This window comes from Photobacterium sp. S4TG1 (assembly GCF_036040035.1).
Taxonomy (GTDB): Bacteria; Pseudomonadota; Gammaproteobacteria; order Enterobacterales; family Vibrionaceae; genus Photobacterium.
Map to the genome: position 1 here is coordinate 188,175 of NZ_JAYXUH010000003.1, position 25,784 is coordinate 213,958.

General features: G+C 36.4%; 22 protein-coding genes. 17 read left to right on the forward strand and 5 right to left on the reverse strand.

Annotation, left to right across the window (positions count from 1 at the left end):
* Positions 1-25: 25 nt before the first annotated feature.
* The 7 genes from VXS03_RS06475 to VXS03_RS06505 all read left to right on the forward strand — a co-directional run bounded on the left by VXS03_RS06475 (position 26) and on the right by VXS03_RS06505 (position 7,738).
* Entirely contained in the window at positions 26-391 is a 366-nt protein-coding gene (locus tag VXS03_RS06475; protein WP_327762692.1) for a PRD domain-containing protein, read from the forward strand.
* Complete coding sequence (locus VXS03_RS06480) at positions 391-1,269, forward strand: phosphotriesterase-related protein (protein ID WP_327762693.1); 879 nt, start codon at positions 391-393, stop codon at positions 1,267-1,269. Before VXS03_RS06475 ends, VXS03_RS06480 begins: the two co-directional genes overlap by 1 nt.
* Positions 1,270-1,283: 14 nt before the next feature.
* Positions 1,284-1,661, forward strand: a complete 378-nt coding sequence (locus VXS03_RS06485) for a DUF2620 domain-containing protein (RefSeq protein WP_327762695.1) — start codon at positions 1,284-1,286, stop codon at positions 1,659-1,661.
* Positions 1,662-1,672: 11 nt separating this feature from the next.
* Complete coding sequence (locus VXS03_RS06490; RefSeq protein WP_232610946.1) at positions 1,673-2,974, forward strand: YhfT family protein; 1,302 nt, start codon at positions 1,673-1,675, stop codon at positions 2,972-2,974.
* 105 nt (positions 2,975-3,079) lie between these two features.
* Entirely contained in the window at positions 3,080-4,249 is a 1,170-nt protein-coding gene (locus VXS03_RS06495) for a YhfX family PLP-dependent enzyme (protein WP_327762700.1), read from the forward strand.
* A 5-nt stretch (positions 4,250-4,254) separates the two neighbouring features.
* The gene (locus tag VXS03_RS06500; protein ID WP_327762702.1) at positions 4,255-5,472 is read left to right on the forward strand and encodes a phosphopentomutase; all 1,218 of its coding nucleotides are present in this window, start codon (positions 4,255-4,257) and stop codon (positions 5,470-5,472) included.
* Positions 5,473-5,551: 79 nt separating this feature from the next.
* Positions 5,552-7,738, forward strand: a complete 2,187-nt coding sequence (locus VXS03_RS06505) for a carbohydrate-binding protein (protein WP_327762704.1) — start codon at positions 5,552-5,554, stop codon at positions 7,736-7,738.
* 632 nt (positions 7,739-8,370) lie between these two features.
* On the opposite strand, the gene VXS03_RS06510 is transcribed toward VXS03_RS06505, so the two are convergent.
* Positions 8,371-8,928: a hypothetical protein gene (locus VXS03_RS06510; protein ID WP_327762706.1), complete on the reverse strand. Its 558-nt coding sequence runs from the start codon at positions 8,926-8,928 to the stop codon at positions 8,371-8,373.
* A gap of 1,274 nt (positions 8,929-10,202) precedes the next feature.
* On the opposite strand from VXS03_RS06510, the gene VXS03_RS06515 reads away from it, so the two are divergent.
* From VXS03_RS06515 to VXS03_RS06535, 5 genes are all read left to right on the forward strand, one after another.
* Positions 10,203-11,714 (forward strand): PTS transporter subunit EIIC, encoded by a 1,512-nt coding sequence (locus tag VXS03_RS06515; protein ID WP_327762707.1) that lies wholly within the window; start codon positions 10,203-10,205, stop codon positions 11,712-11,714.
* An 812-nt stretch (positions 11,715-12,526) separates the two neighbouring features.
* The gene (locus VXS03_RS06520) at positions 12,527-14,143 is read left to right on the forward strand and encodes a PTS transporter subunit EIIC (RefSeq protein WP_327762708.1); all 1,617 of its coding nucleotides are present in this window, start codon (positions 12,527-12,529) and stop codon (positions 14,141-14,143) included.
* A 20-nt stretch (positions 14,144-14,163) separates the two neighbouring features.
* Complete coding sequence (locus tag VXS03_RS06525; RefSeq protein ID WP_327762709.1) at positions 14,164-14,619, forward strand: RDD family protein; 456 nt, start codon at positions 14,164-14,166, stop codon at positions 14,617-14,619.
* A 374-nt stretch (positions 14,620-14,993) separates the two neighbouring features.
* On the forward strand, positions 14,994-15,422 hold the full coding sequence (gene lysM, locus VXS03_RS06530) for a peptidoglycan-binding protein LysM (RefSeq protein ID WP_327762710.1): 429 nt from the start codon (positions 14,994-14,996) through the stop codon (positions 15,420-15,422).
* A gap of 52 nt (positions 15,423-15,474) precedes the next feature.
* Positions 15,475-15,927 (forward strand): YidB family protein, encoded by a 453-nt coding sequence (locus tag VXS03_RS06535; RefSeq protein WP_327762712.1) that lies wholly within the window; start codon positions 15,475-15,477, stop codon positions 15,925-15,927.
* 81 nt (positions 15,928-16,008) lie between these two features.
* On the opposite strand, the gene VXS03_RS06540 is transcribed toward VXS03_RS06535, so the two are convergent.
* The 3 genes from VXS03_RS06540 to VXS03_RS06550 all read right to left on the reverse strand — a co-directional run bounded on the left by VXS03_RS06540 (position 16,009) and on the right by VXS03_RS06550 (position 18,804).
* Positions 16,009-16,908 (reverse strand): lysine exporter LysO family protein, encoded by a 900-nt coding sequence (locus tag VXS03_RS06540; RefSeq protein WP_080157848.1) that lies wholly within the window; start codon positions 16,906-16,908, stop codon positions 16,009-16,011.
* 267 nt (positions 16,909-17,175) lie between these two features.
* Positions 17,176-18,093, reverse strand: coding sequence for an HDOD domain-containing protein (locus VXS03_RS06545; RefSeq protein ID WP_327762714.1), 918 nt, complete (start codon positions 18,091-18,093; stop codon positions 17,176-17,178).
* 114 nt (positions 18,094-18,207) lie between these two features.
* Entirely contained in the window at positions 18,208-18,804 is a 597-nt protein-coding gene (locus VXS03_RS06550) for an LON peptidase substrate-binding domain-containing protein (protein ID WP_327762716.1), read from the reverse strand.
* Between the two features lie 272 nt (positions 18,805-19,076).
* On the opposite strand from VXS03_RS06550, the gene VXS03_RS06555 reads away from it, so the two are divergent.
* Together VXS03_RS06555 and dsdC are read left to right on the forward strand one after the other, a co-directional pair.
* A complete protein-coding gene (locus VXS03_RS06555; protein ID WP_327762717.1) occupies positions 19,077-19,676 on the forward strand; it encodes a TfoX/Sxy family DNA transformation protein in 600 nt (199 codons plus the stop codon).
* A 103-nt stretch (positions 19,677-19,779) separates the two neighbouring features.
* Positions 19,780-20,691: a DNA-binding transcriptional regulator DsdC gene (gene dsdC, locus VXS03_RS06560; RefSeq protein WP_327762719.1), complete on the forward strand. Its 912-nt coding sequence runs from the start codon at positions 19,780-19,782 to the stop codon at positions 20,689-20,691.
* Between the two features lie 81 nt (positions 20,692-20,772).
* Here dsdC and VXS03_RS06565 read toward each other — a convergent pair whose 3' ends face one another.
* Positions 20,773-21,765 (reverse strand): 2-hydroxyacid dehydrogenase, encoded by a 993-nt coding sequence (locus VXS03_RS06565; RefSeq protein ID WP_327762720.1) that lies wholly within the window; start codon positions 21,763-21,765, stop codon positions 20,773-20,775.
* A 239-nt stretch (positions 21,766-22,004) separates the two neighbouring features.
* Between VXS03_RS06565 and VXS03_RS06570 the strand changes: the two genes are divergently transcribed.
* The 3 genes from VXS03_RS06570 to VXS03_RS06580 all read left to right on the forward strand — a co-directional run bounded on the left by VXS03_RS06570 (position 22,005) and on the right by VXS03_RS06580 (position 25,599).
* Positions 22,005-23,321 carry a DUF945 family protein gene (locus VXS03_RS06570; protein WP_327762721.1) on the forward strand — a complete coding sequence of 439 codons (1,317 nt, stop codon included), beginning with the start codon at positions 22,005-22,007 and terminating at the stop codon, positions 23,319-23,321.
* A 249-nt stretch (positions 23,322-23,570) separates the two neighbouring features.
* Positions 23,571-23,987: a CBS domain-containing protein gene (locus VXS03_RS06575; RefSeq protein ID WP_327762722.1), complete on the forward strand. Its 417-nt coding sequence runs from the start codon at positions 23,571-23,573 to the stop codon at positions 23,985-23,987.
* 160 nt (positions 23,988-24,147) lie between these two features.
* Positions 24,148-25,599, forward strand: a complete 1,452-nt coding sequence (locus VXS03_RS06580; protein WP_327762805.1) for an MATE family efflux transporter — start codon at positions 24,148-24,150, stop codon at positions 25,597-25,599.
* The last annotated feature ends 185 nt before the right edge of the window (positions 25,600-25,784 follow it).

The window sequence follows — 25,784 nt, forward strand, 5'->3', positions numbered from 1 at the left end:
TGGATCTTTGCAAGGAAGCTTTACTATGAAAGAACGGTTACAACTACTGCAAGAAGCCGCCGTGATTAGTGCTGAATCAGCGAATCGATGTCATAAGATAAGTGAATTGATTGAGACTCGATTGAAGGTCGATACTGAGAATGAACAGTTTCAAATGCTGATCATTCACCTTGCTCGTGCTTTTGATAGGATAAATGACGGAGTCCCTATTGATCATGGTATGGATGATGAGATGTTTGCTGAAATAATGATGGATCCAATTTTCCCTCAAGTTGATATTCTTAATCGTGAAATTATTCGTGTTATGAATGTTGTTGTACCTAAAGCTGAAAATAGTTTCTTTTTATCTAATATTCTGTCGCTTTATTACTCTGTGTCAGAGGAAGCATAATGACTATTGATATTAGAGGTTATACATATTGCCATGAGCATTTACATATTGATTTATCTAAACAAAAAAATGATATTGATTGTCAATTAAATCAATATGCATTAATTAGTGAAGAGCTTATTGCGTTAAAAATCCGTGGTGTTTTCAATATTATTGAAGTAACGAATCGTTTTATGGGTAGAAATCCTCAATTTATTGAAAATTTAATAAAAGATACGGGAATGAACATCTTATTATCGACTGGTCATTATATTGAAGGCTTTTTCCCCAAAAAAATATATAACCAATCAGCCAAAGATATCAGTGTTGATATGGTTCGAGAGTTAAATATAGGCATTGATGATAGTTATCTTAAAGCGTCGTTAATTGGTGAAATAGGTAGTAGTAATAACCATTTTTCAAAGACAGAAAAAAAAGTATTTGAAGCTGCCGCGATGGCACATTATGAAACGGGTAGGCCAATATCAACACATTTATCATTAAGCACTATGGGGCGCGAACAAATTGCGTTATTAAAGAAATTTAACGTTGATTTATCAGCAGTTACCATTGGTCATTGTGATCTTCGCGATAACCTTGACGATATTTTGTGGCTTATAGATCAAGGGTGCTACATCCAGTTTGATACGATAGGAAAGAACAATTACTACCTTGATAAAAAACGTATTGCCATGTTATGTGCACTTGGTAAGCGTCAATTACTTGATCGAGTAATGTTGTCAATGGACATCACGCGTCGCTCACATTTAAAGGCTAATGGAGGTTTAGGATTTTGTTATCTTATTGATGAATTTATTCCTCAACTTAAAGCTAATGGAATCACTGAACAGAATGTTGACCAAATGCTAAGACTTACCCCCTACACGTTATTTAAATAATAAAAGGAATTGTTATGAAAAAGATTGGAATTGCTGGTTTACAGCGTGAGCAAATAAAAGCTGAAATTGAAAAAAGTGCGCCAGGAATATTTGAGTGTTACATCCTCAATGATATGGAAGCATCTATGAAGGTTAAATCTGGTCAACTTGATTATTACATTGGTTGTTGTAATACAGGAGCGGGTGCAGCGTTGTCGATGGCGATTGCTATTATTGGTTTTGGTCAATGCTGTACTATCGCAAAACCTGCGATTCAAGCAAAACCTGATGAAATAGTGAAATTCATAGGGGAGGGGAAAATTGCATTTGGTTTGTCTGTTGAACATGTTGAGCATGCAATTCCTTTATTAATTATTCAATTGGTGAGCCAGTTGCAACCAGTTAATCAATAAGGATTTTGATCATGGATTATATGCAACTTGGATTGGTGACTCTACTCTGTTCAATGACAGCATTGCTTGCCAATATGAGCGCTTCAGTATTTCACGACGGTATTCGGCCAATTTTGCCACAGCTAGTCGAAGGTCATATGACTCGACGTGATGCTGGATCTGTTGCTTTTGGATTATCAATAGGCTTTGTTGCTTCTGTGGGGATTTCTTTTACGTTATCGACGGGATTACTTAACCCTTGGTTACTTTTTTTACCTACAGATATTTTAGGTGTCATGATTGCTCGGCGTTGGCTTGCAGCAGCAGCCGGCGGGTTATGGGGGTTTTTAGTTGTAACGTCACTTTCTGGCGTTAATGCTGTACTTACTGGATTACCTATTGATGCATTAGGTGCATTAGGTGAGCTAGGAACTCCGGTAATTACTGCTTTTGCTTTATTTCCACTTTTAGCTATTTTTTACCAGTTTGGCTGGAAATCAGGGGCTATGGCTTCGGGGGTGATTTTACTCTCTCGCTTATTAACGATGAAGTTTACTGCTATTTATCCTGAATCTATTCAGATTTTTGTTGGTATGATGATGTTAATAGGTATTGCTATTTATCGAGATATTCAAGATAAGAAAAATGGTATTGAACCACTTGATATGTCTTCTATGCACAGTCTATTTGATGAGCGTACTAAACGGATAATGAAGCATCTTCCATTACTTGCAGCTACCGGATCTTTGATTGCTATAGTGGCTAATGCTGGATTTTTTGCTGGCTCTGAGGTCTCTATATATTCCTTAGCTGAAGCATATAAGATCACTGATCCTACGGCACAGGATGTAGCAATTAAACAGGTCGCATTATCTGAATTTATGCGTGGTTTAGGCTTTATTCCATTAATTGCAACTACGGCGTTAGCGACAGGAGTCTACGGTGTCGTTGGGATGACGTTTGTTTTTGTTATTGGTTATCTTTCTCCAAACATTCCTGTCGCGGCAGTACTTGGAGCATTAACTATTTGTCTTGAGGTTATGTTTCTGCGCCGTATAGGTCATTTCCTTGAGCAATTTCCATCAATTCGTAATGCATCAGATAATATTCGTAACTCAATGAATACATTAATGGAGTTCTCATTATTAATTGGTGGTGTTTTAGCTGTAATGAAAATGGGAAGTACAACCGGACTAACTATTTTTACGGTTCTATTTTTCCTTAATGAAATAATGGGACGTCCAGTGTTAAAAATTGCTGCTCCAGCTGTTGCTGCAATTTTAACTGGTATAGCACTTAATCTTCTGTATGTCTTTGGATTGTTTTCGCTTTAGTGGAATGATAATTCTGTCATAACATCCCGTTAAGCCCGTTCTGATCTCTCTTTGTTATTTACATAAGGACTGGTTTAACTTTTTTGCATAGCAAAAGGAGTTTCTATGTTTTTATCAGCCTTACAGCAACAAAACCCAGCATTAATCGCCAGTGCCGTTCAGTTACTCAATGATGGAGTGGTACTACCTGATACTTATGTTATTGATGTTGACCAATTTAAGCTGAATGCAAAATTAATTAAACAACAAGCGGATGTATTTAATATTCGTTTATATGCTATGACGAAACAGTTTGGTCGTAATCCTGTGTTAGCTAAAATGTTGACTCAAGAACTAGGGTACGATGGTATTGTTTGTGTTGATTTTAAAGAGGCTCGATACTTTCAACAACAGGGAATTACAGTTAGTCATGTTGGGCATCTTGTACAACCACCTAGTCAATTTATTAAAGCATTGGTTGAAACCATTAAGCCAGAAGTGGTTACTCTCTATTCATTAGAAAAGGCTCAAGAGTTATCTGTCGCTGCAAGTAAAGTTAATTATAACCAATCAGTGTTAGTGAAGTTCTTTCAAGAAGGTGATTCACTTTATCCTAATCAAGAAGCTGGATTTCCATTATCCACTTTACCTCAAGTTCTGAAGTCGATTAGTGAATTGCCTAATTTGGCGATTGTAGGAATTACACATTTTCCTTGTTTCCTTTACAACAAAGAAGCTAAAACTACTCAATTAACCGCCAACTTATCAACAGCTGTTTTGGCAATTAAGCAAGCTGAAGCATTGGGTTATACAATGAGTCATTGTAATTTCCCGTCTTCAACAAGTTTTGAGACCATTCCATTAATTAACGAATATGGTGGTACTCATGGTGAACCAGGGCATGCGCTGACAGGTACGATTCCTTCAAATCAAGATGGTAGTCAACCTGAAAAAATCGCCATGCTTTATCTCACAGAAATTTCACATCAATTTGCTGATCGTAGTTATTGCTATGGCGGCGGATATTACAATCGTAGTCAAGTGGAGAGTGCTTTAGTTTTTGAACCTCAGTCTTCACAAAATCGACTAGTGCCTCTTTGCCCTAATGATGGAAGTAATATTGATTATTATTTCCAATTAGAGGGGGTAGCAGTTGTTGGTTCTCCTGTCGTCATGGCTTTTCGTACACAACTTTTTGTTACTAGAAGTGATGTTGCTTTAGTCGAGGGTATTTCAACTTCCCAGCCTAGACTACTGGGATTATTTGACACTCAAGGAAAACAAATACAGAGGTGAATGAAATGGCTAGATTTATTGTTGTTGTATTAGATGGATTTGGTATAGGAGAAATGTCAGATGTAGCACATTTTCGTCCTCAAGATATTGGTGCAAATACTGCGAGTCATTTAATTCAACATTTTTCACATCGACGTTTACCAACGTTAGAGATGTTAGGATTATTAAATACTATACCTTCGATAGATTCAGTTATGGTGCCAAATAAGAAAGCCAATTGGGGACGATCTGAATTATTTCATATTGGATGCGATACCTTTATGGGGCATCAAGAAATTATGGGAACAAAACCTATTGATCCTGTTATTACACCATTTAATGCTTCTATTGAAGCGATTGAATCAGCATTACAACATAATAATTATTATGTTGAACGTTTATATTACCAAGATCTTGCACTATTAGAGGTAAATGGTTGTGTGGTAATTGGAGATAATTTAGAAGCTGATCTCGGTCAAGTCTATAATCTGACAGCTAATCTTAATTTGATTAGTTTTGATGAAGTAAAAAAAATAGCTCAAGTTGTCCGTAAAGCAAATTGTGTTAGTCGCAATATTGCTTTTGGTGGTTGTATTGATGGTATGACTCCAATTTATGAAGCAATTGAAGTCCGTAATAATAAAGATGGGACTCCTTGTTTTATTGGTGTAAATGCACCAGCGTCAGGTACCTATGAGAAAGGTTTTCAAGTTGCACATTTAGGTTATGGTGTTGATGCTACAACACAAGTTCCTTTTTGTTTAAATCAGGTAGGTATTACTAGTTACCTATATGGAAAAGTTGCTGATATTGTACAGAATAATCAAGGTGTTTCTTATACATCAATAGTGGATACTGATCGTGTATTCTCTTTACTCATTGATGATTTGAATATTATTGAGGATGGTTTTTTCTGCGCAAATATACAAGAAACGGATCTTTCTGGTCATCAACAAGATCCTGAACGTTATTGGAATACACTTGAATTAGCTGATAATGGATTAGCAAAAATTATATCCACAATGACGTCTAAAGATATATTAGTTGTAATGGCAGATCATGGTAATGATCCTTTTATTGGTCACTCATGCCATACCCGCGAAATGGTGCCTATTCTTGTTTACCACTCTCCTTGGAAATATAAGCAATTTGGTACACTTTCTACTCTTGCTGATGTTGGTGCCAGTGTTACTGATTTTTTTAAGGCTACACGGCCACAATTTGGTCATTCATTTCTAAATTAATAGTGTTTGTTATATTACTCGGCTAAGAAACATAAATATAAATGTTCTTAGTTATTCTATGTGTATAAGGAGTTACGCAATGAAAAAAAGAACATATTTATCATTATTTATTGGATTAACATTATCTGGTCATGTGATGGCTGGAGATGGTGGCGTTCAGGAATTTCTTGATAGTCTTCGTGATTTTGAATCTGGTATTAATCCAGCATTAAGCGATTTCTATTCGGAGAATTTAGATAATCCTGTTTATACCTATGCTCAAGTGACGCGTCCTGGACGATTAGTTCGTGATTGTTCTACTGGTGTCATGATTTCTGAACCAACAACAGTTAATGAGTTTTTCACAAAGCTAGGTATTAATGAAATTTACAATCCAACAACCCCTCATGATTTAAATATGTTTAAAAATATGCAGTATAACTCTCTTAATGCATGGGGATTTGTTGGCTATCAACTTGGTGAAGCAGTTTTGATCGATGCTGGATATTACAGTCCAAAAACAGTCAAAATTGAAGGGAAAGAATATGATAATTTTTACATGTTTGTTCCTGATTCAACTTGGATTGGCTGTAAAACAGAGGTATTAGCTGAAATTCCTGGTTCTGGGGGTAATCAAGTTTATGTTACTGATATTAACCGCTGGGAAGGGACGTTTGTTGGTAAAAATGGAGTGAATAGCTTTAGTGATCTTGTAAAACCAGAAAAGCAAGAGCTAGTAATTCGTGATGCCATGCATTTCAACTATAAGATAATTTCTAAGTTATTGGCTGATGCGAATATGACATGGGAACAAGCATTGGTTAAAAGTTGGCCTGATGTTGATGATAATGGACAGCCAATTACTGTACAAGCAACGATATCTGGCGTTATGGCTGCAGCTCACTTACGTGGAGCATGGGGAACTGCAGATCTATTAATTAAAGATAAAATTACTTGTGATGAGATAGGTACTTGTATCACAAAGTATGTACATAAATTCGGTGGTTACGATACATTATTTGATGTCCCAGGAAATAGTATTACTCATGGTTCTTTGTTTGATGAGGTTATGAGTGCTGGATGGGGAGATGATACAGTTATTCTTGGTGGGGGTCATAATCAACTGCTTATAAATGAATACAATGGTGGCACCACAACAGTTACTGATTTTGTCGTAGGTACCGATTTGATTATTTTACGAGGTTGGAAAACAGTTAATCCATTAGCAACAATGACAGTATCTGACATTAATGGTAGTGCTGAATTACAATTTTCAGGGCAAACTATTCTCTTAAATAATGTTAGCGCAACTGACGTGCTTGAAAATTTATCTCAAGTTATTGTGGAATCAAAGGTATATACACTTGCTTGGAATTCTGGTAAGCAAGTTGTAGATAATTTTAATCCTGCAGTTGACCGTATTGAAGGAACTGCTGGGATTGGATTTAAGCATATGAAAGCTTATGAAACGATTAATTCTGTGGTTATTGGACCTCAAGCTGATGATGGTGGTATTTATGCATCTTACGAATTAGTTGGATTAACGCTAGCAGACTTACATCCTGATATGTTTATTAATGTTACGGGAAGTTTTGATCGTCTGGGTTATATCGTTCCGTTAGATCACCTTAATTGGGGATGGAATATGACATTAACGGTCAAAACCTTTGATACTAATAAAACAGTTTTAACAGTACCAAGTAATCAACCTGTTCCTTTTTCTGCTGTTAAATTAATGCAGAATGGCCCTAATGTAGAGTTATCATTATTAGAGCCTTTTTCTCAAGGGGATAATAAAACTGTCATTATGTTGAACACTGACGTTAATTCATTATCCGCAGCTAATTTTTCAGGATTTAGTGGTTCTTATGAAGATGTTACTATTGATATACCTGTAATGTTTAATATTACAGCATCTGTTATTGGGATCGGTGGAACAATTTCACCTATGCCAGATAGTAATGGAATAATTATTGGTCAAGGTGGTCGTGACTTTATGATTAATTTCATACCTGATACTGGATATAAAGTAAAAGATATTATTGTGAATAATGTGACTTATCCTTCTGCAAATAGTTATATCTTTTCTAATTTGTCGAGTAATCATCAATTACAGGTAAGTTTTGAACAAGGTAGTGCTTGTCCTACAGTATGGGATAGCACAGCTACTTATACCACAGGAGAGCAAGTAACTTATGGCAGCAATACTTATGAAGCAAAATGGTGGAATACTAACAATCAGCCAGATTTAGGTGGACCTTGGCAGTTATTAGGGATTTGTGAATAAGATCTCTAGTTATATAACTTAAAGCTAAGTTATTTGAATTGATCCCGAATAGTTGGACTCCTAATTATTCGGGGTCTTTTCATGTCAAAATCTAGTAGATAGGTAAAATGTATCTTAGTCAAGTAATGCTTGACAGGTGTATTATCGACGTTGCACGCTAAACAATATTCCATTTCATCGCGTAAAATACGTTATTGGGCTCAAGTTTTTACTATCCGCAATATATATTCATTTATCTTTAGGGTTCAATATTTAACGGTAACGCTAAAAGCGTTTAATTTAATGAGGACGAAAGCTGGTCTGTAACGCATACTAGTGCAGTATTAAACCTTTTCCTCTGGATACTGAGACTGAGGTATCAAAGGGCTTTAACCTTAATGATTAGGCTGGCTATCCATGAAGTATCAACCTCAATGTACACCAAAATCAGAGGACACGTGAGGAGTAGAAAGAAGCACTAGCTTACTGATATGCTGACATCTGCTATTGCAAAATTAAAGGAGGGTGAAAAATCTATTATACATAGCGATCAAGGTTAAATTAAAAGTCCTGAGTCCGATTGAATATTGAAATCAGACCTTACAAGCCGCTTAATCGAAATGTCCAACTTTATGGGATCATTTCATTTTAATTTATTCACAAGAATCACCGATAGGAAGAGACCAAGTTGTTCCATCTAGAGCTTTATTAAATTTAAGATAGGCTAATAGTCGTTTTTTAGTATTGGTCGTTATTGATTCCAGCTCTGAAGCGACACGAGCAGGGTATATTGCATTTTCCTTTGTACTATTGAATTTAGAGAATATGCAATTAATAGCTCTAGAGTTAAGCTTGTTTATTTGTTTGACTTTAAGTTTATTATCAATGTCAGCAATTAATGTTTTCTGAAGTCCTCTCGCTAATTGCTCAGCCGCTTTTTTTTGAGTCACATCTGGATAGTTAAGTTGAATGAAATTATCAATATCATCTCTAATTCCATTGTTATCAGAGTCAATACCGATTAAGTCATCTCCTCGATCTTTTAAATTTGGTATTTCAGCTAACTCTGTAATTTGATCTATTTTAGCATTATTTGTAAATCTTGAAGAAAGACCTAATTTAAGCCAAACGTTATCTAAGTTAGATAATGTAGACGTTGTCTCTATATTAAGTGAAAGCATAAAAATATAAAATAATAGTAGTTGTTTCATAGAATAGAATAATCATTAAATGTGGTGATAATTTTATTTTATAAAGCTGTTGCCATATATATATGGCTTTTCTTTTGTGAGTTATTTCTCAAAGTTATAATATAATCTCAATGTTTTGTATTATATTTTGGAGTTGCGTATAAGTTATTGAATTAAATGTTATTAACTGTAAGCATATTAGTTGTGAATATCTATATAACGACATTTTAATTGAAGTGGTATAGTTGATTAAGTTCACTTTCTATATTTTGGCTAATTTGTATTTAGTTAGAGTCCAATACTCAATAATAAGTTAAGTCTGTTAGCACACATAAAATATGTAACCTTAAGGCCATATTTTAGTGGTCTCTTGTTGTTCGTTCATCAATACGCATTACCCTTGATAAGATTGGCAATTTTTGCAGCCTAGGAGGAGACTTTGGCTAAGTGAGGTTTTTGCCGACACTAACTCCTGTTGACACTCCAGTTTCTTTATAAATGGCTTGACGTAGTGTTTTACATGTTGATTGAGATCGATGTTAATACGTTGCAGGAGGTTAATATCAAAAAATACTTCGTCAACGCTATAGCGCATCGAGCGAGCACTCTGAATGTGTTTTTTAAGAGTTGTCATGAAGCGTCTGAATGGTGCGAAAAAGTGTTGAAGTTAGCTTTGTATACATTACTTTTGGCTAATTATTTTTATGCTTGATTAACAAATAGCGAGAGTAGGATTAGTTTTTAGTGTGTCTAGATAGAAACTTATACTTGTTACCTTTCTAAGGCTTTTTTATCGCTATGGCTATTTTATAAGCATTATTGGTTGCTTATATGCGTCATTCTCAATGATTGCTAATTAATAAGATAAAACGGTATTGCATTTAGCTATGTTGAACATGGCATTGCGATTTTTTTGTATTATTTGAGTTACATTACGTTACTTACGTTTCATTTTTGTAATAAAAGTTTTATTAGAATTACGTTTTTTTGGTTTTATTATCAGTAATTTACAGCTCTTAGTGCGATCAGTGTGATCCATGTTTTATATTTCGCATGTTATTTAAGTATATTCTGGAAATATCGGTCAAAAACGAGCAATATCACCATCTGGGTTATGCTTGTTAAGAATGCTTTAATCAATTTATTATTCTAAAGAGCTAAGCTAAATTTATTAAAGTAGATAAATATTGTATATAACCCTTAATTATACCAATAAAATTAATGAGTTATTACGTACATACCAGTGAAAGATACTTGTGTCATTGGTATTGATTTGGATATATAGGGTAAAAATTATGTCGAATGGCAATAAATCCTCAGCAGAGAGAATCCTGGAAGGGGTTGGTGGTGCTGCTAACATTAAGTTTTTGACGTGCTGTGCAACGCGTTTACGTTTTGAATTAAACGATAACTCAATTGTAGATAAAGCCGCATTAGATGCTATTCCTGATGTAATGGGTTGTGTCCCTCAAAGTGGCGAGCGCTACCAAATTGTTGTTGGTGGTGGTGTTGCGACTATGCATAGCGCACTGCAACAGTTAATGGAAAAGCAAGCGAATAGTGGTAATAGCGCAAGCAATAACGAAGCTAAACCTGCTGCTGCATCTAATGATGATGTAAAAGCATCACTACGCTCTAGCGGTGTTCGCGGTAAAGTTGCTTGGGTTGATGGTTTCTTTGAATACCTTTCAGACTCTTTCCGTCCCATTTTAGGTATTTTACTGGGTGCGTCGTTAATTATTGCACTATGTGCGGTATTAGATGCGCTACACATTGTTGATTTTAGAGGTGACAAGTCTGCAGGTTGGGTCTTTGTCGATTCAATGTGGCATACTGTATTCTATTTCTTGCCAATTATGGTTGCTTACAACGCATCTAAAAAACTTAAGGTTGACCCTTGGTTAGGTGCGGCGATCATGGGGGCGTTAATGACGCCTGATTTCCAAAAGCTAACGTCATTAGCATCAACAACGTCTATTAAAGATGCAACTTTAGGCACTGTCTCTCACGTTGCTCACGTGTTTGGTTTACCAATGCAGCTTAATGATTACTCTGGTAACGTATTTGTGCCGTTGATCATGGTTGCAGTATTAGCGCTTGTTTATCGCTTTTTAAAGAAAATCATTCCTGACAACCTGCACATGGTATTTGTACCATTCCTTTCTTTGATCATCATGATTCCGCTAACTGCGTTTTTGATTGGTCCTCTAGGTGTATGGATTGGTACTTACTTAGGTCTTGGTCTAGCTTGGTTAAATACGCACGCCCCATTTGTGTTCGCGATTCTAATTCCATTACTATACCCATTCCTTGTTCCATTGGGTCTACACTGGCCACTAAATGCACTAATGTTAATGAATATTCAAACATTAGGTTATGACTTCATTCAAGGCCCTATGGGTGTGTGGAACTTCGCATGTTTCGGTGCAACTGCGGGTGTATTGTTGATTTCGCTTCGTGAAAAAGATGCCACTATGCGTCAAACGGCTTCTGGTGCGTTAGCTGCAGGTCTATTTGGTGGTATTTCAGAGCCATCACTATACGGTATCCACTTACGCTTTAAGAAAGTTTACCCACGTTTACTTGCAGGTTGTTTAGCTGGTGGTGTAACACTTGCTGTTCTTAGTTCTATGTATGGCAGTGTTAAAACTCAAGCGTTTGCATTTACGTCACTATTAACTATTCCTGTGTTCCACCCAATGTGGATTTACGCAGTATCAATCGCTGTTGCTTTTGTTGTGCCAATGGTACTGATTTTCATCTTTGATTATCGTACAGCGGAAGAAAAAGCAGAGCATAAAGAATAGGGCTAATTGCTATTAGCTACTCTTTGTACTATTAAATGAACAGAGAGGTATATTAGCTCGCCTCTCTATGAAAATCCCGTGATGAAAGTCGCGGGATTTTTTTATTTGTAAAATAGATAAAAATTAACTGTTAGTGATATTTTTGAATATTATTTTTTCTATATCTGTTAACCAGCATGATGGCGAGATAACTTAATTGAATGTGATGTTTATGTCTTTTATGTAATTTATAAATTAGGCACTGAATTTTGTGTGAATTATTATGCGGCAGTTGAAACGTAGGATATATGACAAACTTTTAACAAATATTACTTATTATTCATGTTACATAGGTTACAAAGGTTACTTATTGGAGAAGATATAAATTGTAAGAAAAGGCGGTTTTTGTGTTTTTTTAATCTTTAAAATCATAGAGTTGTAATTATATGGTGGCATTTGAGTACATTTGTTTCATTGTGATCTGTATTATAGTTTGGAATTATACTTTATTGCTTATTAGTAATTTTGATAGTCATCAAGTTATATTATTCGACGCATTTTATACTAATGCCTGAAATAGTACTGAATAAGTATTAGCAAATGACTACGGGGGTATGTCGCTAGTGCTTAGTGTTATTTCAAAATAAATATACTCAGGAGCAAACAATGTTCACTAACGCAATTACCGATGGTAATTGGAGCTGGCCTCTAACTGCGAAAGTGTTCATCACCTGCTTATTTGTTTTTGAAAATGATTTAGAAAAAGAGACGTAATTAAAGTCTTATATTTATTTCATCGACAAGTGTAGAGTCCATCTCGAGGAGACAAGGTAATGAAAGCCTTTTTCAGTAAGTTATCTCAAGCAGTAATGCTACCGATAGCCTTGCTACCAGCCGCTGGTATTATGCTGGGGCTTGGTGGTAGTTTTACTAACCAAAGTATGATTGAAGCGTATCAAATTGGTATTTTGCAAGACGGAACACTTTTAAATAGTTTCCTACAGGTTATGACCGCAGCTGGCGGTATCGTCTTCGCAAACTTACCATTAATGTTCGCACTAGCTATTGCTATCGGTTTTGCGCGTGCAGAAAAAGGTGCTGCGGCACTGGCTGCTACTATTGCATACCTTGTAATGAATGTTGCGATTGCAAAAACATTGACAGTTGCAGGTATGGTTGATACCACCAATAACACAGTGATATTAATGGGCACTCATTATGCTGGCGTACTTGCTGATGTGCTTGGTATTCACAATACACTAAGTATGGGTGTATTTGGTGGTCTTATTGCTGGTGGTATTACTGTTGTGCTTCACAATAAATACCACGCTATTAAGTTACCTGAATTCTTAGGCTTCTTTGGTGGCGCACGTTTCGTTCCGATTATTAGTGCATTTTCTGCATTATTTTACGGTATCGCGTTAGTGTTTGTTTGGCCTTACATCGGTGCTGCATTTGGTTCTATCGGTGCAACATTAGGTGAAATGACCGCTTCTGGCCATGGCTACATTGCATCGTTTATTTTCGGTATTATCGAGCGTGCATTGATTCCTGTTGGTCTACACCATGTGTTCTATCTTCCATTATGGCAGACAGAAATTGGTGGTACTGCTGAAATCGCAGGTCATGTGTTTAAGGGTACGCAAAACATTTTCTTTGGTTCTTTAGCGAATGGTGATTACTCACAGTTCTCTTCAACTAACTTTATGACGGGTAAATTCCCATTCATGATGTTTGGTTTACCAGCAGCAGCTTACGCAATGTACACTGTTGCAGATAAAGAAAATAAAACTGCGGTTGGTGGTCTACTGTTTTCTGTTGCGCTAACAGCGTTCTTGACAGGTATTACAGAGCCAATCGAATTTACATTCCTATTCTTATCTGCACCACTTTACTATTTCATCCACGTGCCACTAGCCGGCCTATCATTTATGATCATGGACTTGCTACAGGTTAAAGTGGGTATGACATTCAGTGGTGGTTTCATTGACTTCGCTTTGTTTGGTATGTTGCCAGGTCTTACTGGTACTGAAAACCATTGGTACTACATTCCACTGCTTGGTCTAATTTATGGTCCTGTTTACTTCTTCTTGTTCCGTTGGTTCATTCTGAAGTTTGATGTGAAAACACCAGGTCGTAAGGGTAGTGCTGTTGCTGTTGTGCGTAAGAAAGATTACCACGCATCAAAAGCGACGACAGGTAATGAATCTCAAGCTGATGAAATGATTAATGCACTTGGCGGTAAAGATAATATCGTTGATGTTGATGCATGTATTACACGTTTACGTATTACTGTTAAAGACGGTGATTTAGTAAAAGACAATCAATATTGGACTGAGCATTTAGGTGCGAAGGGTCTAGTGAAGATTGGTAATACGGGGATTCAAGCTATCTATGGTGCACAAGCTGCTGGCTTTAAAGCACAGATTAACGCGAAACTAGGTAAGTAAGTACGCTAATGAGCTTTAAATTGAAATACCGACGTATTGGTACCTTCATGATTGATATGGCAATTGTGCAGATGTTTGCGATGGTTGGTCGTGATATCTACCTTGGCATTATTGCTTATCTCTCTAATGGCACTGGCGCGACGCTTTCGTTAAATGATAGCATGGCATTGCCTGCATTATTGCTATTGTTTATGGGACTCATGTTGCTATTTATTGGCGTCTTTATGGGCTATCAATGGATCTGCTACCGTTTATTAGGCACGTCATTATCACGTTACTTATTAAGCGTACAAGCGGTAGCAACGGATGAGCAACCGCTAACGAAGCAACGTTACTTAAAGCGTGAGTTTAATAAAATTTACCTTTGTGTCGCAACGGTGGGATTATATCCACTCTATTGTGGAGCTCAATATTTAGCTTTCTCACATTTACCTTGGCATGATCGTACCAACCATACGACAGTCGCATTGCATTAAGTTATCACCATAAATACGCAAGCCACAGCATTATGCTGTGGCTTTTTTTTATGTATTTTTTATCGATGGTTGCAGGTAAATACAAGGTTGTTGGTTTTTTACGCAATTGCAGGTGCTTTATTTAAACAGTGTTTTATATTATTGTGTTTTCTATGAATAGTTTGTTTTGAATAAATATCATACTTAATCTAAGTGTTTTGCTTGAATTTATAGCGAAAAATTCTGGTTATTTATTAAATTTCATCTATTTTTCATTATTGGAAAGATAGCTTTCACCGCTGAGTGCTATCTTTTAAGAGGTTGGGTCATTACTCTTTTGCTGTATATACAAATAATATTCAATAATAATAAAAGAGTTAATAAAGGAAGAAGAAATGGGTTTACTAGATTTTGCGCGTGATATTGGTCATAAATTATTTTCCAATGAAGATGAAGCTCCTGTGAAAATTACGCAGCACATTGAAGAGAATAATCCGGGGATCAGCGATCTACAGATAAGTGTGGAAGATGGCGTTGCTACCTTATCGGGCGCTGCTGATTCAGCTGCGGCACGCGAAAAAGCTATTTTAATGGCAGGTAACACTCAAGGTATTGCAAGTGTTGTTGATAATATTACAGCACCAGAAGAAACCAGTGCTGTGACTTATTACGTTGTTGAAGAGGGTGATAGCTTATGGAAGATCGCTGAAAAAACACTAGGCAACGGCGCTAAGTATGAGCAAATTTTTGAAGAAAACAAAGAAGTTATTCAAAATCCAGATTTGATTTTTGCTGGACAAAAGTTACGTATTACTCAGGCATAATTTAGGCGTAACTTTTAATCACCCCACATTAATAAAGTAAACGAGGATATGTATGGATATTGCAAAAATACTAGAAATTGGCGCACAGTTATTTAGTCAGTCACAAGCAAATACCGGTGGATTAAGCCAAGGTTCTATTGTCTCAGCACTGTCTCGTTTGCTTGGTGGTGATGATAATGGTCAAGGTGTGAATTTAGAACAACTATTGTCATCTATTGATGGAGCAGGCCTTGCGAATGTTTTGCAAAGCTGGCTTGGTAATGGTGAGAATAACGCGATTTCAGCTGATGATATTGGTAATATTTTTTCAGGCTCGCAGTTGTCTGATTTTGCGAATGAATTAAATATTCCCGAGCAAGAAGCTAAAACTGGCTTAAGTGAAGCACTTCCTGCTATGGTTGATAACGCGAGTCCTGCGGGTGAAATTGCAGGTGAACTATTAAATGCCGTTGGTGGCGTTTCTGGCTTATTTAATATGGCAGCAAACTTATTTGGTAAAAAATAAGTCAAATTAGATCAATTGATTGTGATTTATGACGAGTACCTTGATAAAAAACCTCAGCTTAATTGGCTGAGGTTTTTATTTTTATAAAGATAAGAAAAAGAGAATTAAAATAGGTACTAACATACTTAAAATAAAGCCACTAACAATGGCGATAGGTACACAACGGATACCACCACAGTTCTGAATAACAGGTAAGGTAAAGTCCATTGCTGTTGCACCAGCATAACCAATTGCAGTGTTTGGATAACGGTTAATAAGTAGTGGGATCATTATTAACGCTAACATTTCACGCAGAAGCTCATTTAAGAATGCTGCTCCACCATAAATACTGCCTAAACCGTCACCAATTAATATTCCAGCTAATGAGTACCAACCAAAACCTGATGCCATTGCTAAGCCGTTATTAATGGGAATGCCAAGTAACAGCGCGGCAATAATACCGCCTAATAATGATGTTACGAGAATGACCGCAGCAATGATAACGCCTTTTTTATTGAGGATAATTTGTCGTAGTGTCATGCCGCTATTACGAAGTTGAATACCAACAAAAAATAGCAGTAATAATAAAATATGCTCACTAGCTTGTTCTACCCATGACAAATCAAGGTTTAATAACAATCCAACAATTAAACCAAGCGCCACCACGACAACTAATTTACCTGATTCAAGCATCATTTTTGTTAGCGGTAATTTTCGATGTATATGTGATGTGGGTGTGGGCCATAAACGATCTAGCCATGGTAGTGCGAGTAGATTACATACTGAGATAGAGATAAAAAAAGTAAAAGTATATAACAGAATCTGACCTAAATTCTGACTGAGGTTATCGAGTCCGGCTAAACTTAATCCCATTAATGCGAGAATCACCAATACTAAACGGCTTGTTTGTGTATTAATAAATTCAAGAATATTGGCTTTTTTTATAGGGATTAAGTATCCCAATACCAATGGTAAAAAAATGAGTAAGATCCCCGATAACATATTTATCCTTATATGTATAAAACTGCGTTGAAAATGGCACTGTGAATATCTTAATACAATGTTGCTGTAACAACATCATAATAAGTGATTAAAGATTAAGCGTTAACTTTGTGACGAATATAACATAAAAAAACAGAAAGAGTATATCTATCAACAGGAAAGAACTGAGTGAAATTATCTTAAAGTGTATGCATATATGTCAAAACGTATCGCCTAATGGGGAGATTAGACGAACGTAGAGAGAGGTTAAACATTTAGGCTGTTAAATTAAATACCGCAGCTATGGGTGATTTGTTGCAGTTGTTTCTCAAACTCAAGTTCAGACATATTGGTTAATTCATACATCACTTCTGCACCAGTAAGATCTAATTCAATTTCATGTTCATTGATCGCAGCATCATTTGTTTTGAAGAGCAAAAAGTGATGTGCCATGCGTGCAATCGTTAAATAACTGATCTCGCTATCATGGTGCGTTGTTATTGTATTTGTCGCAACTGCAATATAATCCTCATCAAATCCCCATTGTTTGAGCACCACTTTACTGGTTAATGCGCAGTTATCTTGGAAGATATATTTAGCGATATTAAAATCAAGATAATTGCCTTGTTTAATAAATTGTGAGTATTCATTGATGAGCCCAAATAAACCAATGTCAGCTAATAGACCTGTTAATAATGCTTTCTCTGGCTCAAGTTTAAAGGGTTTATTACTATAAAGGTGCATTTTTTGGCAAATTAACGCCATTGTTGCCGCAAATTGACGTGAATGAAAGGCGCTATTTTTAAGTAATAAGTTACATTCAATGTTTTCAATTGAGGTGTTTTTTAAAGAATAAATTATTTGAGCTGTAATAATATCTCTTATTCTAATAATACCTAAACGCGATACTGCTGTGAAAATATCGTTGCAAATAATATTACGGCGGTTAAAAATTGCCGAGTTTGCAGTTCGAATAATATTGGCTGTTAATACGGGATCATCAATTAATAAAGTAGCAACATCATGTACAGTTGTTTCAGGATCTTCACACAGTATATTTAAGGTTAATAGTGTATCTGGAATGGATGGTAAGGTTAACCTGTTATAGCGTGCTGCCTTTTTTATTGAATGGCAAAGATTCGACTGAATAGCGCGAATATGATGTTGGTTATTAGCTTCTAGCCAAAAAAAAGATAAATGTGACATCAAAATATTACAGTGGTAAGAGGTGTTATGAGTGTACGCATTGTTACGTCATGTACAAAGTGTAAGCTGCTATTTTTTTGACGCAGTTAACGCTTGAGTTACTGAATTACGCCATTATTTTAGATTATTAATTAAGTTATGATCTTGCAGCAGCTGTAATAGGAAGTTAATAGTAATATCTGCAGTGGGTTGGTAGATGAGCGCTTGTTTTTGTTTTATTTCGATAGGTAATATTTCTAACCAACGCTGGCAAACCCAAGTTGCATCTTGATAGTTAGGTTGCGGATAACGTTGGCTTATTTCTGGCATTGATAGAAACAATAATTTGAGTTTGTCTGCTAAAATTTGGTTGGTCATATCTATTTCAATACTGGGCCAATTATAATGATGTTCGTAGGTCGCTGTAAGCAAATTATCATACGCCATACTCAGGGCTGAAATTGAAATTTTATCAATGCCTTCAATGGTTATTTCTAATAATCCACTATTTTTGATATTAAAATCTTTAATTGCCACTATCGTTGCTATCGCTGGAATATTGGTCACTATCTCTGGCGGTGTATTTGAGTCTATCATCCCTAAAGCGAATGATGCACTATCTGCAATCGCCTCTGTTACCATTCGAATATCACAGCTTCTTGAAATAACAACTGTTAGTCGTCCTTGCGGCAATAAATGCTCACCGTGAGGTAATAATGCGATGGTATTCATAGTTTATCCTTGTCGTTATTAACTCGCTTACAAGAAACTTTATTAAGGGTAGCACTATATATTTCATTGAGGATAAGTATCAAAAGTGGCTAATTGTTAATTTGTTTCATAAATTTTCGACTAAAAATATGGGAGCAATCTCATATTCGAATGCTCGCTGTATCATCTGTTGTTGCTATGAGCATAAAATAGCTCGTCAAATGATTGACATTACTAATGGTAAATATTTGGTGTGTTTTTAGTTGTTATGGATAATATCTGGAGCATAAGCTATGACGTCAATAAAAGATGATTACTTGAATTATTTATCTAAATTTGGCCAACAAGAAAAAAGATCTATGTTTGGTGGTACAGGAATTTTTATTAATAGTGCCATGTTTGCCATTGTAACGCCGACCTCAATGTATATTCGTGGAGGGAATGAACTTGATGAGAAATTAATTCGTTCTGGTTGCGAAAAGTTTAGACATATAAAAAAAAGTAAGACTGCAACTGTTAACTATTATGAAATCAATAAACTATTTTTAACGGATCAATCTCAATGTGATTTGTTTGTAGAAGAATCAATAGCCTTTTCTTGTCGTGATAAACATTTTAGATCTTCTGAATCAAATCGTCGTTTACGGGATTTACCTAATATGCGATTAACACTTGAGCGTATGGTGAAAAAAGCTGGCGTTCTAGATGTGGATACTTTTATTAATGTTGGTGCCGTAAATGTGTTTAGACGTGTGTGCGAACATAATGGTCAAGAATTAGATCATAAACTGTTATGGATATTTGCAGGGGCTATTCAAGGTGGACATTGGCAGTTATTAAGTGAAGATCATAAGCAACAGTTACTTGATGAATACCGCCAGCAAACACATTAATAGAGTTAGCTAATTGATAATGTAAGTCTATTTAAGATGATGTAGCTGAGAAGATGCGGTTTTTTTGCTATGCTTGCAACAATTATGTTGTCGTGGCTATAGTATGCAATTATCTAAGTTATCAGGTTCTGTTCTTTCTGGATTACATTGTTTTTTGATTGCAGCAGATCAAATGAGTTTTACTCGAGCTGCTGAAATTTTGTGTTTAACGCAAAGTGCAGTTAGCCATAAGATTAAAAATCTTGAAGATATTTTAGATGTTCAATTATTTATTCGACAACATCGAAAATTAGTATTGACCGATGAAGGTCAACGCTTAAAGCAAGTCTTAGCGTCTAATTTTGGTAATATTATTCATGAAATCCGCGATTTGAAAAGTACGGAGCTATGTGGTGATTTAACCGTTTCAGCTCCTCCGACTTTTGCTCAAACATGGCTTGTTCCTCGTTTAACATCTTTTATAGATAAATACCCTAATTTACGTATTCATCTACGTACGAGGAATGACTTAGTTGATTTTCAAATTGAGAGTTATGACTGTGCAATTTATTTCGGTAATGGTATTTATCCTAATCTCGCGGTAGATAAATTACTTGAAGAAACCATGTTTCCTGTGTGTAGCCATGACTACGCATTAAAGAATAAACTTTATAACCAACCTGAAAATTTGATGCATTGTTTGTTGTTGCATGATGCAGCACCATGGGCGAGAGCGGGCAGAAATGATGAGTGGCAATTTTGGGCTCAATATTTCAATGTCGCATTGCCTGATAATAATTGTACTTTTGATCGGGCAGATTTAGCCATTAAAGCAGCGACGACTGGGATGGGAGTAGCTATGGCAAGACAATCGTTTGTGGCCGAACAACTTGCTACATCCCGTTTAGTCTCACCTTTTGATATGACGATGAACTCAGCCCATAGCTACTATGTTGTTTGCCGCAAAGAGATGCAGACATCACCCAAAATAAAAGCATTTAAAGATTGGTTGTTCAGTGAGATTAATAAGCAATAATCTAAGTAGAATTCTAAAAAAGGCGCATGACACGCCTTTTGAGTGAAATGGTAACGGCTATGATAACGATGCTGTTATTTTTTATTTAATAAGCTCATTACCTGATAGTTCACCTTTTTCAAAGCTAGATAGGCTTTCTAATGTTGTTTGCGCAATACTGCCCAGTGCTTCTTCAGTTAAAAAAGCTTGGTGGCCTGTAAATAGCACATTGTGACACGATGATAAACGACGGAAGACATCATCTTGAATAATGTCATTTGATTTATCTTGGAAGAATAAATCTTTTTCGTTTTCGTAAACATCAACACCTAATGAACTAATAATACCGCTTTTAAGTGCTTCGACAGCATCACTAGAATTGAGTAAACCACCGCGACTAGTGTTAATGATCATCATACCGCGACGCATTTTTGCAAATGCTTTACGGTTTAGCATATGATAGTTTTCTTTGCTCATCGGGCAATGAAGGGTAATCACATTTGCTTGCGCGTAAATTTCATCAAGGGTGCAGTAGGTCACGCCAAGTTCTAGGGCAATAGGATTTGGATAAGGGTCATAAGCAAGTATATTCATGCCTAAACCTTTTAAAATACGAATTGTCGCAATACCAATTCTTCCTGTACCTATAACGCCAACAGTACGACCATGAAAATTGTAACCCGTTAATCCTTCTAATGAGAAATTAGCATCGCGAGTACGTTGATAAGCTCGATGAATGCGACGGTTAAGGCTTAACATTAGTCCTAGAGTATGTTCAGCAATAGATTCTGGGGAATAAGCCGGAACAGTAACGACCTGTAAATTTAATGCCTTGGCGGCTTCAAGATCAACACGATCAAAGCCAGCACAGCGCATTGCGATAATTTTTACCCCTTGCTCGGCCAATATTTTGAGAATTGGCTCGCTAAGGTCGTCATTAACAAATGCACAAATAGCATCAAAACCTTCAGCCATTTTTGCAGTGTGGTGATTGAGTTGAAAATCAAAATAAGTGAGCTGCTGATGGAATTGTTTATTAGTATGCGCAAATGATTTTTGGTCATACCCTTTGGTGCTAAACACAGCTATTTTCATAATATCACTCCAAAAACACAGTCTGTTATTCAGTCATTATTAAGTATAAAACCTTAATATCTGACTAACTTACACGGTTATTATGTGATCAAGATAACAACTTTGTTGCAAATAGCAAACTATTTGTATGACAAAATAAGCACAATAAAATAATGGTTATGGTTATGCTGCTGTGATTAAGTGGTTCATGCTATGATTTAGGCTGTTCGTTGCAACTTACTTTATTTTTAGGATTCAATATGTTGAAAAAAATTCTTGCCAGTGCTGGTGCCGTAGCGATTATTGCATGTGGTCCTCTAGCAACGGGTCAAATAGGGCAGAGTATCTATATGGGGGCGGTTGAAAATTACCATAGCCCTTATCTGTCTATTACTAATAAAAGTTTTGAACGCGGTTATTTATCGTCAAATGCAGTGTCTCGTATTGAGCTTAAAAATCAATTAAAAGCGGAGTTTGCCGAACAAGGTTTACCGACTGTATGGTTAGTTAATCATCATATTGATAATGGATTTTTAGGCGTTAAATCGACCAGTGAATTTGTGATTGATAAGCAGTTAGCACCGTTAGTTCATAAAATTTGGGGTGAGAATGTTGCGCCAATGCAAATCGTTACTGATTCTGGTTTTACAGGAACCACGCATTTTGTTATGACCATAAATCCAATGGATTATACGCATGATGATGGTGTAACAGCGATTAGTAAAACATTGATGGTGAAAGGTGAATTTGATCCTGAAAATGGTAAGAGTCAATTTAATTATAATTTACCAGAATTAACCATTGCGACTCCTGATAAAGAAAGCATGATCGTAAAAGGCATTAATGGTGAAGGTAAAGGCCAAATGCAAGGTAACTTTTGGATTGGACATCAAACCTTTAGTTTAGAGCATGCTAAATTTACAGCAGCAGATCAAAAGCAATTTATTGCCATCGATGGTGTGAATGTCGCGATGAATAATGCGTTAAGTCAGCCTAGCGGTGAAAAAACGCCGACTGAAGATACCCAACAAGTTACCAATACGAATACCATCCAAGTCGCGGCTTTAACCACTCTCGATGGTCAACATTATCAAGATATTGCCTTTAAACTAGCGCTAAAAGATTTAAATTATAAAGCCATTAGCCAATTAGCTGCGATGGAGCAATCACCACAAGCAGCGCAAGATCCTGCTCAGATTAAGCAAGCGATGTTGGCGTTAGATTTATTAATTGCTCATGGTGCAACTATTGATTTGTCCCAACTAAGTGTCAAAACGCCAGAAGGAACGGTTAATGCCCAATTGTTACTCAATATTAAATCAGGACTAGAGCATGCATCGACCAATCTGACGGCTGTGACTGATCAATTGAGCGGTAATATTAATATTGTACTTCCTGAAGCATTGGTTGCTAAAGAGGCGTTATTAGCTGCGAAGTTACCAGTATTAGTGAATCAAAAAATTGTCACTAAGCAAGATGGTAATTATCAGTTACAGGTAAAAATTATTGCTGACCAGTTAGAATTTTCTTCTGGTGCAAAACTACCATTAGCAATGATGGCATTATTCCTGCACTAATTGTATTTGGGTGGGTTAGAGATAATAAAACGCTTACCTTTTGAGTAAGCGTTTTTTTTGATATATAAAAACTTTAATTATCATGGGGTTACCATTTTTTTTGATAAATATGTTTAAAATGGAACATTGATATTTAGTAAATCCAGATATTTAGACTTAACTTAAAGTCATAGGTACAGGTTTATTTTAATTAACATATCAAAGGATTAAATCTGATCCACAGCAGGATACACTATGGTGGGGGAAGGTATGGAATCACTAAAAGTAAAAGACTATATGAATATTCGTCCGGTTACATTTACTGAAGGTATGTCGTTATCCGCAGCATTAGATAAATTGCTAACAGCCAAACAAATTGGTGGGCCAGTTGTTAATGAGCATAAGCAAGTCGTCGGTTTTATATCAGAGCAAGATATGATTCATAAATTGCTTAAAGTTGGCTATCACTGCCAAGATAGTCATACTGTGAGTGAGTGTATGCGTGTTGATGTATTAACCGTCTCAGGGGATGACACAATCATTGTATTAGCTGAAACCATGACTGGGCAAAAGCCTAAAATATACCCTGTTGTTGATGATGGCCAGTTGGTGGGCGTTATTACACGCCGCGATGTGTTAACTGCGATAAGTAATCAGATAGGGGCTTGCTTTAAACATCCATTGTGATCACTATAGATTAATATATTTATAGATTAGTTATAAAAAGGCGCTTTTTGCGCCTTTCTTTTTGATTGTTATGAGCCCGTTATAATGCCGAGTTGGAGACATTGTGAACAAAGAAAACGCAGCAGAAAATAGCCAAGCTAAATTTTTAACCGGTTCTATTATGCGCCACATTGTGGTGATGTCAGGAACAGGTGCGATTGGCTTAATGGCACTGTTTTTGGTCGATTTACTCGATATGTTTTTCATTAGCCTGTTAGGACAGGTAGAACTTGCTGCTGCGATTGGTTTTGCTGGTACCTTGGTCTTTTTTTCTACTTCAATGTCTATCGGTACATCCATTGCCGCTGGCGCATTAGTTTCTCGTGCGCTGGGTAAAAATGATCGTCAACAAGCTCGTATGATGGCCAGTAATGTGATGATTTTTGCTGTCATTATTAGCATTACAATTGTGAGCCTGATGTTATGGCAGTTGCCATTGTTACTTGATTTAATTGGCGCGAAAGGGGCTGTGGCTCATGCTGCTACCCAATATTTAGTGATTTTATTGCCTAGTGCGCCATTGATTGCGGTATCTATGTCTGCAGGGGCGGCGTTACGCGGTGTCGGTGATGCTCGACGTTCAATGATTGCGACATTAATTGGGGGAGGTGTTAATGCGGTATTAGATCCCTTATTTATTTTTGGTTTATCGATGGGTATGCAAGGTGCTGCGATTGCATCAGTATTTGCGCGATTAGCAGTAATGTGTTTCTCCTTGTATGCCGTAGTTTATAAACATCAATTAGTTGCTAAACCAGATCTTACTAGCTTTAAATTGGCGTTACCGACGGTGGCAAAAATCGCGTTACCTGCAATATTAACCAATACGGCGACTCCAATTGGTAATGCAGTGGTGACCAGTAATATTGCCCATTTTGGTGAAAGTTTTGTCGCAGGTTATGCAGTTATTGGGCGTATTATGCCGGTTTGTTTTGCGTTGGTTTTCTCATTATCGGGTGCTGTTGGTCCTATTATTGGTCAAAATTTTGGAGCTGAGCGTTGGGATAGAATTAATCAAATATTACGTGATGCGATGTTCTTTACCGCCATTTATTGTGTTGGCGTTTCGTTGTTACTTTGGTTCGGGCAAGATGTATTAATTGCAATGTTTAGCCTTACTGGTGATGCGGCTGAAATTGTTGGTATATTTTGTAGTTTTATTGCCGTGACCTTTATTTTTAATGGTGCATTATTTGTTGCAAATGCGGCATTTAATAATCTTAATCGGCCAACATGGTCAACAGCATTAAATATGGGCAAAGCGACCTTAGGGACAATACCTTTTGTGTTAATCGGCGGCCATTTGGCAGGGGCGGGTGGTGTCTTAATAGGACAAGCTGTCGGTTCGGTCGTGTTTGGTATTATTGGTTTTGGGTTGGTTATCCACCAGGTTAAGAAGATGGGTCAAACGCATGAGCAACAATTACTGGATGATAATGATATTTTAACGCCATCAGTACCTGTTACAGCGTTTTGTTCTTCACGTACTTACATGGGAACGGAAGATGTGTTGGAAGAAGTACTAGCGGCTGATATCGATCATACTCGAGTGACCACTGAACCCAAAAAGTAAGTATTGAGAGAAATATTTGTTGTGTGAAGTGACTCACATTTAACTATGTTTTTGATAGTGATAGGATATTTTTTTATAAAAATGCGATCGTTATTTTATCTAATTAGTGATTATTTCATCACTTTATTGATCTAACTCGATGAAATAAGGTCGATAGCCAGCGACAATAATAATACTAACAATTA

Excerpts from the sequence above, each read along its gene's own strand:
- VXS03_RS06515 (WP_327762707.1), top strand. The coding sequence starts at position 10,203 with ATGTCGAATGGCAATAAATCCTCAGCAGAGAGAATCCTGGAAGGGGTT.
- VXS03_RS06535 (WP_327762712.1), top strand. The coding sequence starts at position 15,475 with ATGGATATTGCAAAAATACTAGAAATTGGCGCACAGTTATTTAGTCAG.
- VXS03_RS06510 (WP_327762706.1), bottom strand. The coding sequence starts at position 8,928 with ATGAAACAACTACTATTATTTTATATTTTTATGCTTTCACTTAATATA.
- lysM (WP_327762710.1), top strand. The coding sequence starts at position 14,994 with ATGGGTTTACTAGATTTTGCGCGTGATATTGGTCATAAATTATTTTCC.
- VXS03_RS06575 (WP_327762722.1), top strand. The coding sequence starts at position 23,571 with ATGGAATCACTAAAAGTAAAAGACTATATGAATATTCGTCCGGTTACA.
- VXS03_RS06555 (WP_327762717.1), top strand. The coding sequence starts at position 19,077 with ATGACGTCAATAAAAGATGATTACTTGAATTATTTATCTAAATTTGGC.
- VXS03_RS06545 (WP_327762714.1), bottom strand. The coding sequence starts at position 18,093 with ATGTCACATTTATCTTTTTTTTGGCTAGAAGCTAATAACCAACATCAT.
- VXS03_RS06480 (WP_327762693.1), top strand. The coding sequence starts at position 391 with ATGACTATTGATATTAGAGGTTATACATATTGCCATGAGCATTTACAT.
- VXS03_RS06550 (WP_327762716.1), bottom strand. The coding sequence starts at position 18,804 with ATGAATACCATCGCATTATTACCTCACGGTGAGCATTTATTGCCGCAA.
- VXS03_RS06475 (WP_327762692.1), top strand. The coding sequence starts at position 26 with ATGAAAGAACGGTTACAACTACTGCAAGAAGCCGCCGTGATTAGTGCT.
- VXS03_RS06505 (WP_327762704.1), top strand. The coding sequence starts at position 5,552 with ATGAAAAAAAGAACATATTTATCATTATTTATTGGATTAACATTATCT.
- VXS03_RS06570 (WP_327762721.1), top strand. The coding sequence starts at position 22,005 with ATGTTGAAAAAAATTCTTGCCAGTGCTGGTGCCGTAGCGATTATTGCA.
- VXS03_RS06520 (WP_327762708.1), top strand. The coding sequence starts at position 12,527 with ATGAAAGCCTTTTTCAGTAAGTTATCTCAAGCAGTAATGCTACCGATA.
- VXS03_RS06495 (WP_327762700.1), top strand. The coding sequence starts at position 3,080 with ATGTTTTTATCAGCCTTACAGCAACAAAACCCAGCATTAATCGCCAGT.
- dsdC (WP_327762719.1), top strand. The coding sequence starts at position 19,780 with ATGCAATTATCTAAGTTATCAGGTTCTGTTCTTTCTGGATTACATTGT.
- VXS03_RS06490 (WP_232610946.1), top strand. The coding sequence starts at position 1,673 with ATGGATTATATGCAACTTGGATTGGTGACTCTACTCTGTTCAATGACA.
- VXS03_RS06500 (WP_327762702.1), top strand. The coding sequence starts at position 4,255 with ATGGCTAGATTTATTGTTGTTGTATTAGATGGATTTGGTATAGGAGAA.
- VXS03_RS06540 (WP_080157848.1), bottom strand. The coding sequence starts at position 16,908 with ATGTTATCGGGGATCTTACTCATTTTTTTACCATTGGTATTGGGATAC.
- VXS03_RS06565 (WP_327762720.1), bottom strand. The coding sequence starts at position 21,765 with ATGAAAATAGCTGTGTTTAGCACCAAAGGGTATGACCAAAAATCATTT.
- VXS03_RS06485 (WP_327762695.1), top strand. The coding sequence starts at position 1,284 with ATGAAAAAGATTGGAATTGCTGGTTTACAGCGTGAGCAAATAAAAGCT.
- VXS03_RS06580 (WP_327762805.1), top strand. The coding sequence starts at position 24,148 with ATGCGCCACATTGTGGTGATGTCAGGAACAGGTGCGATTGGCTTAATG.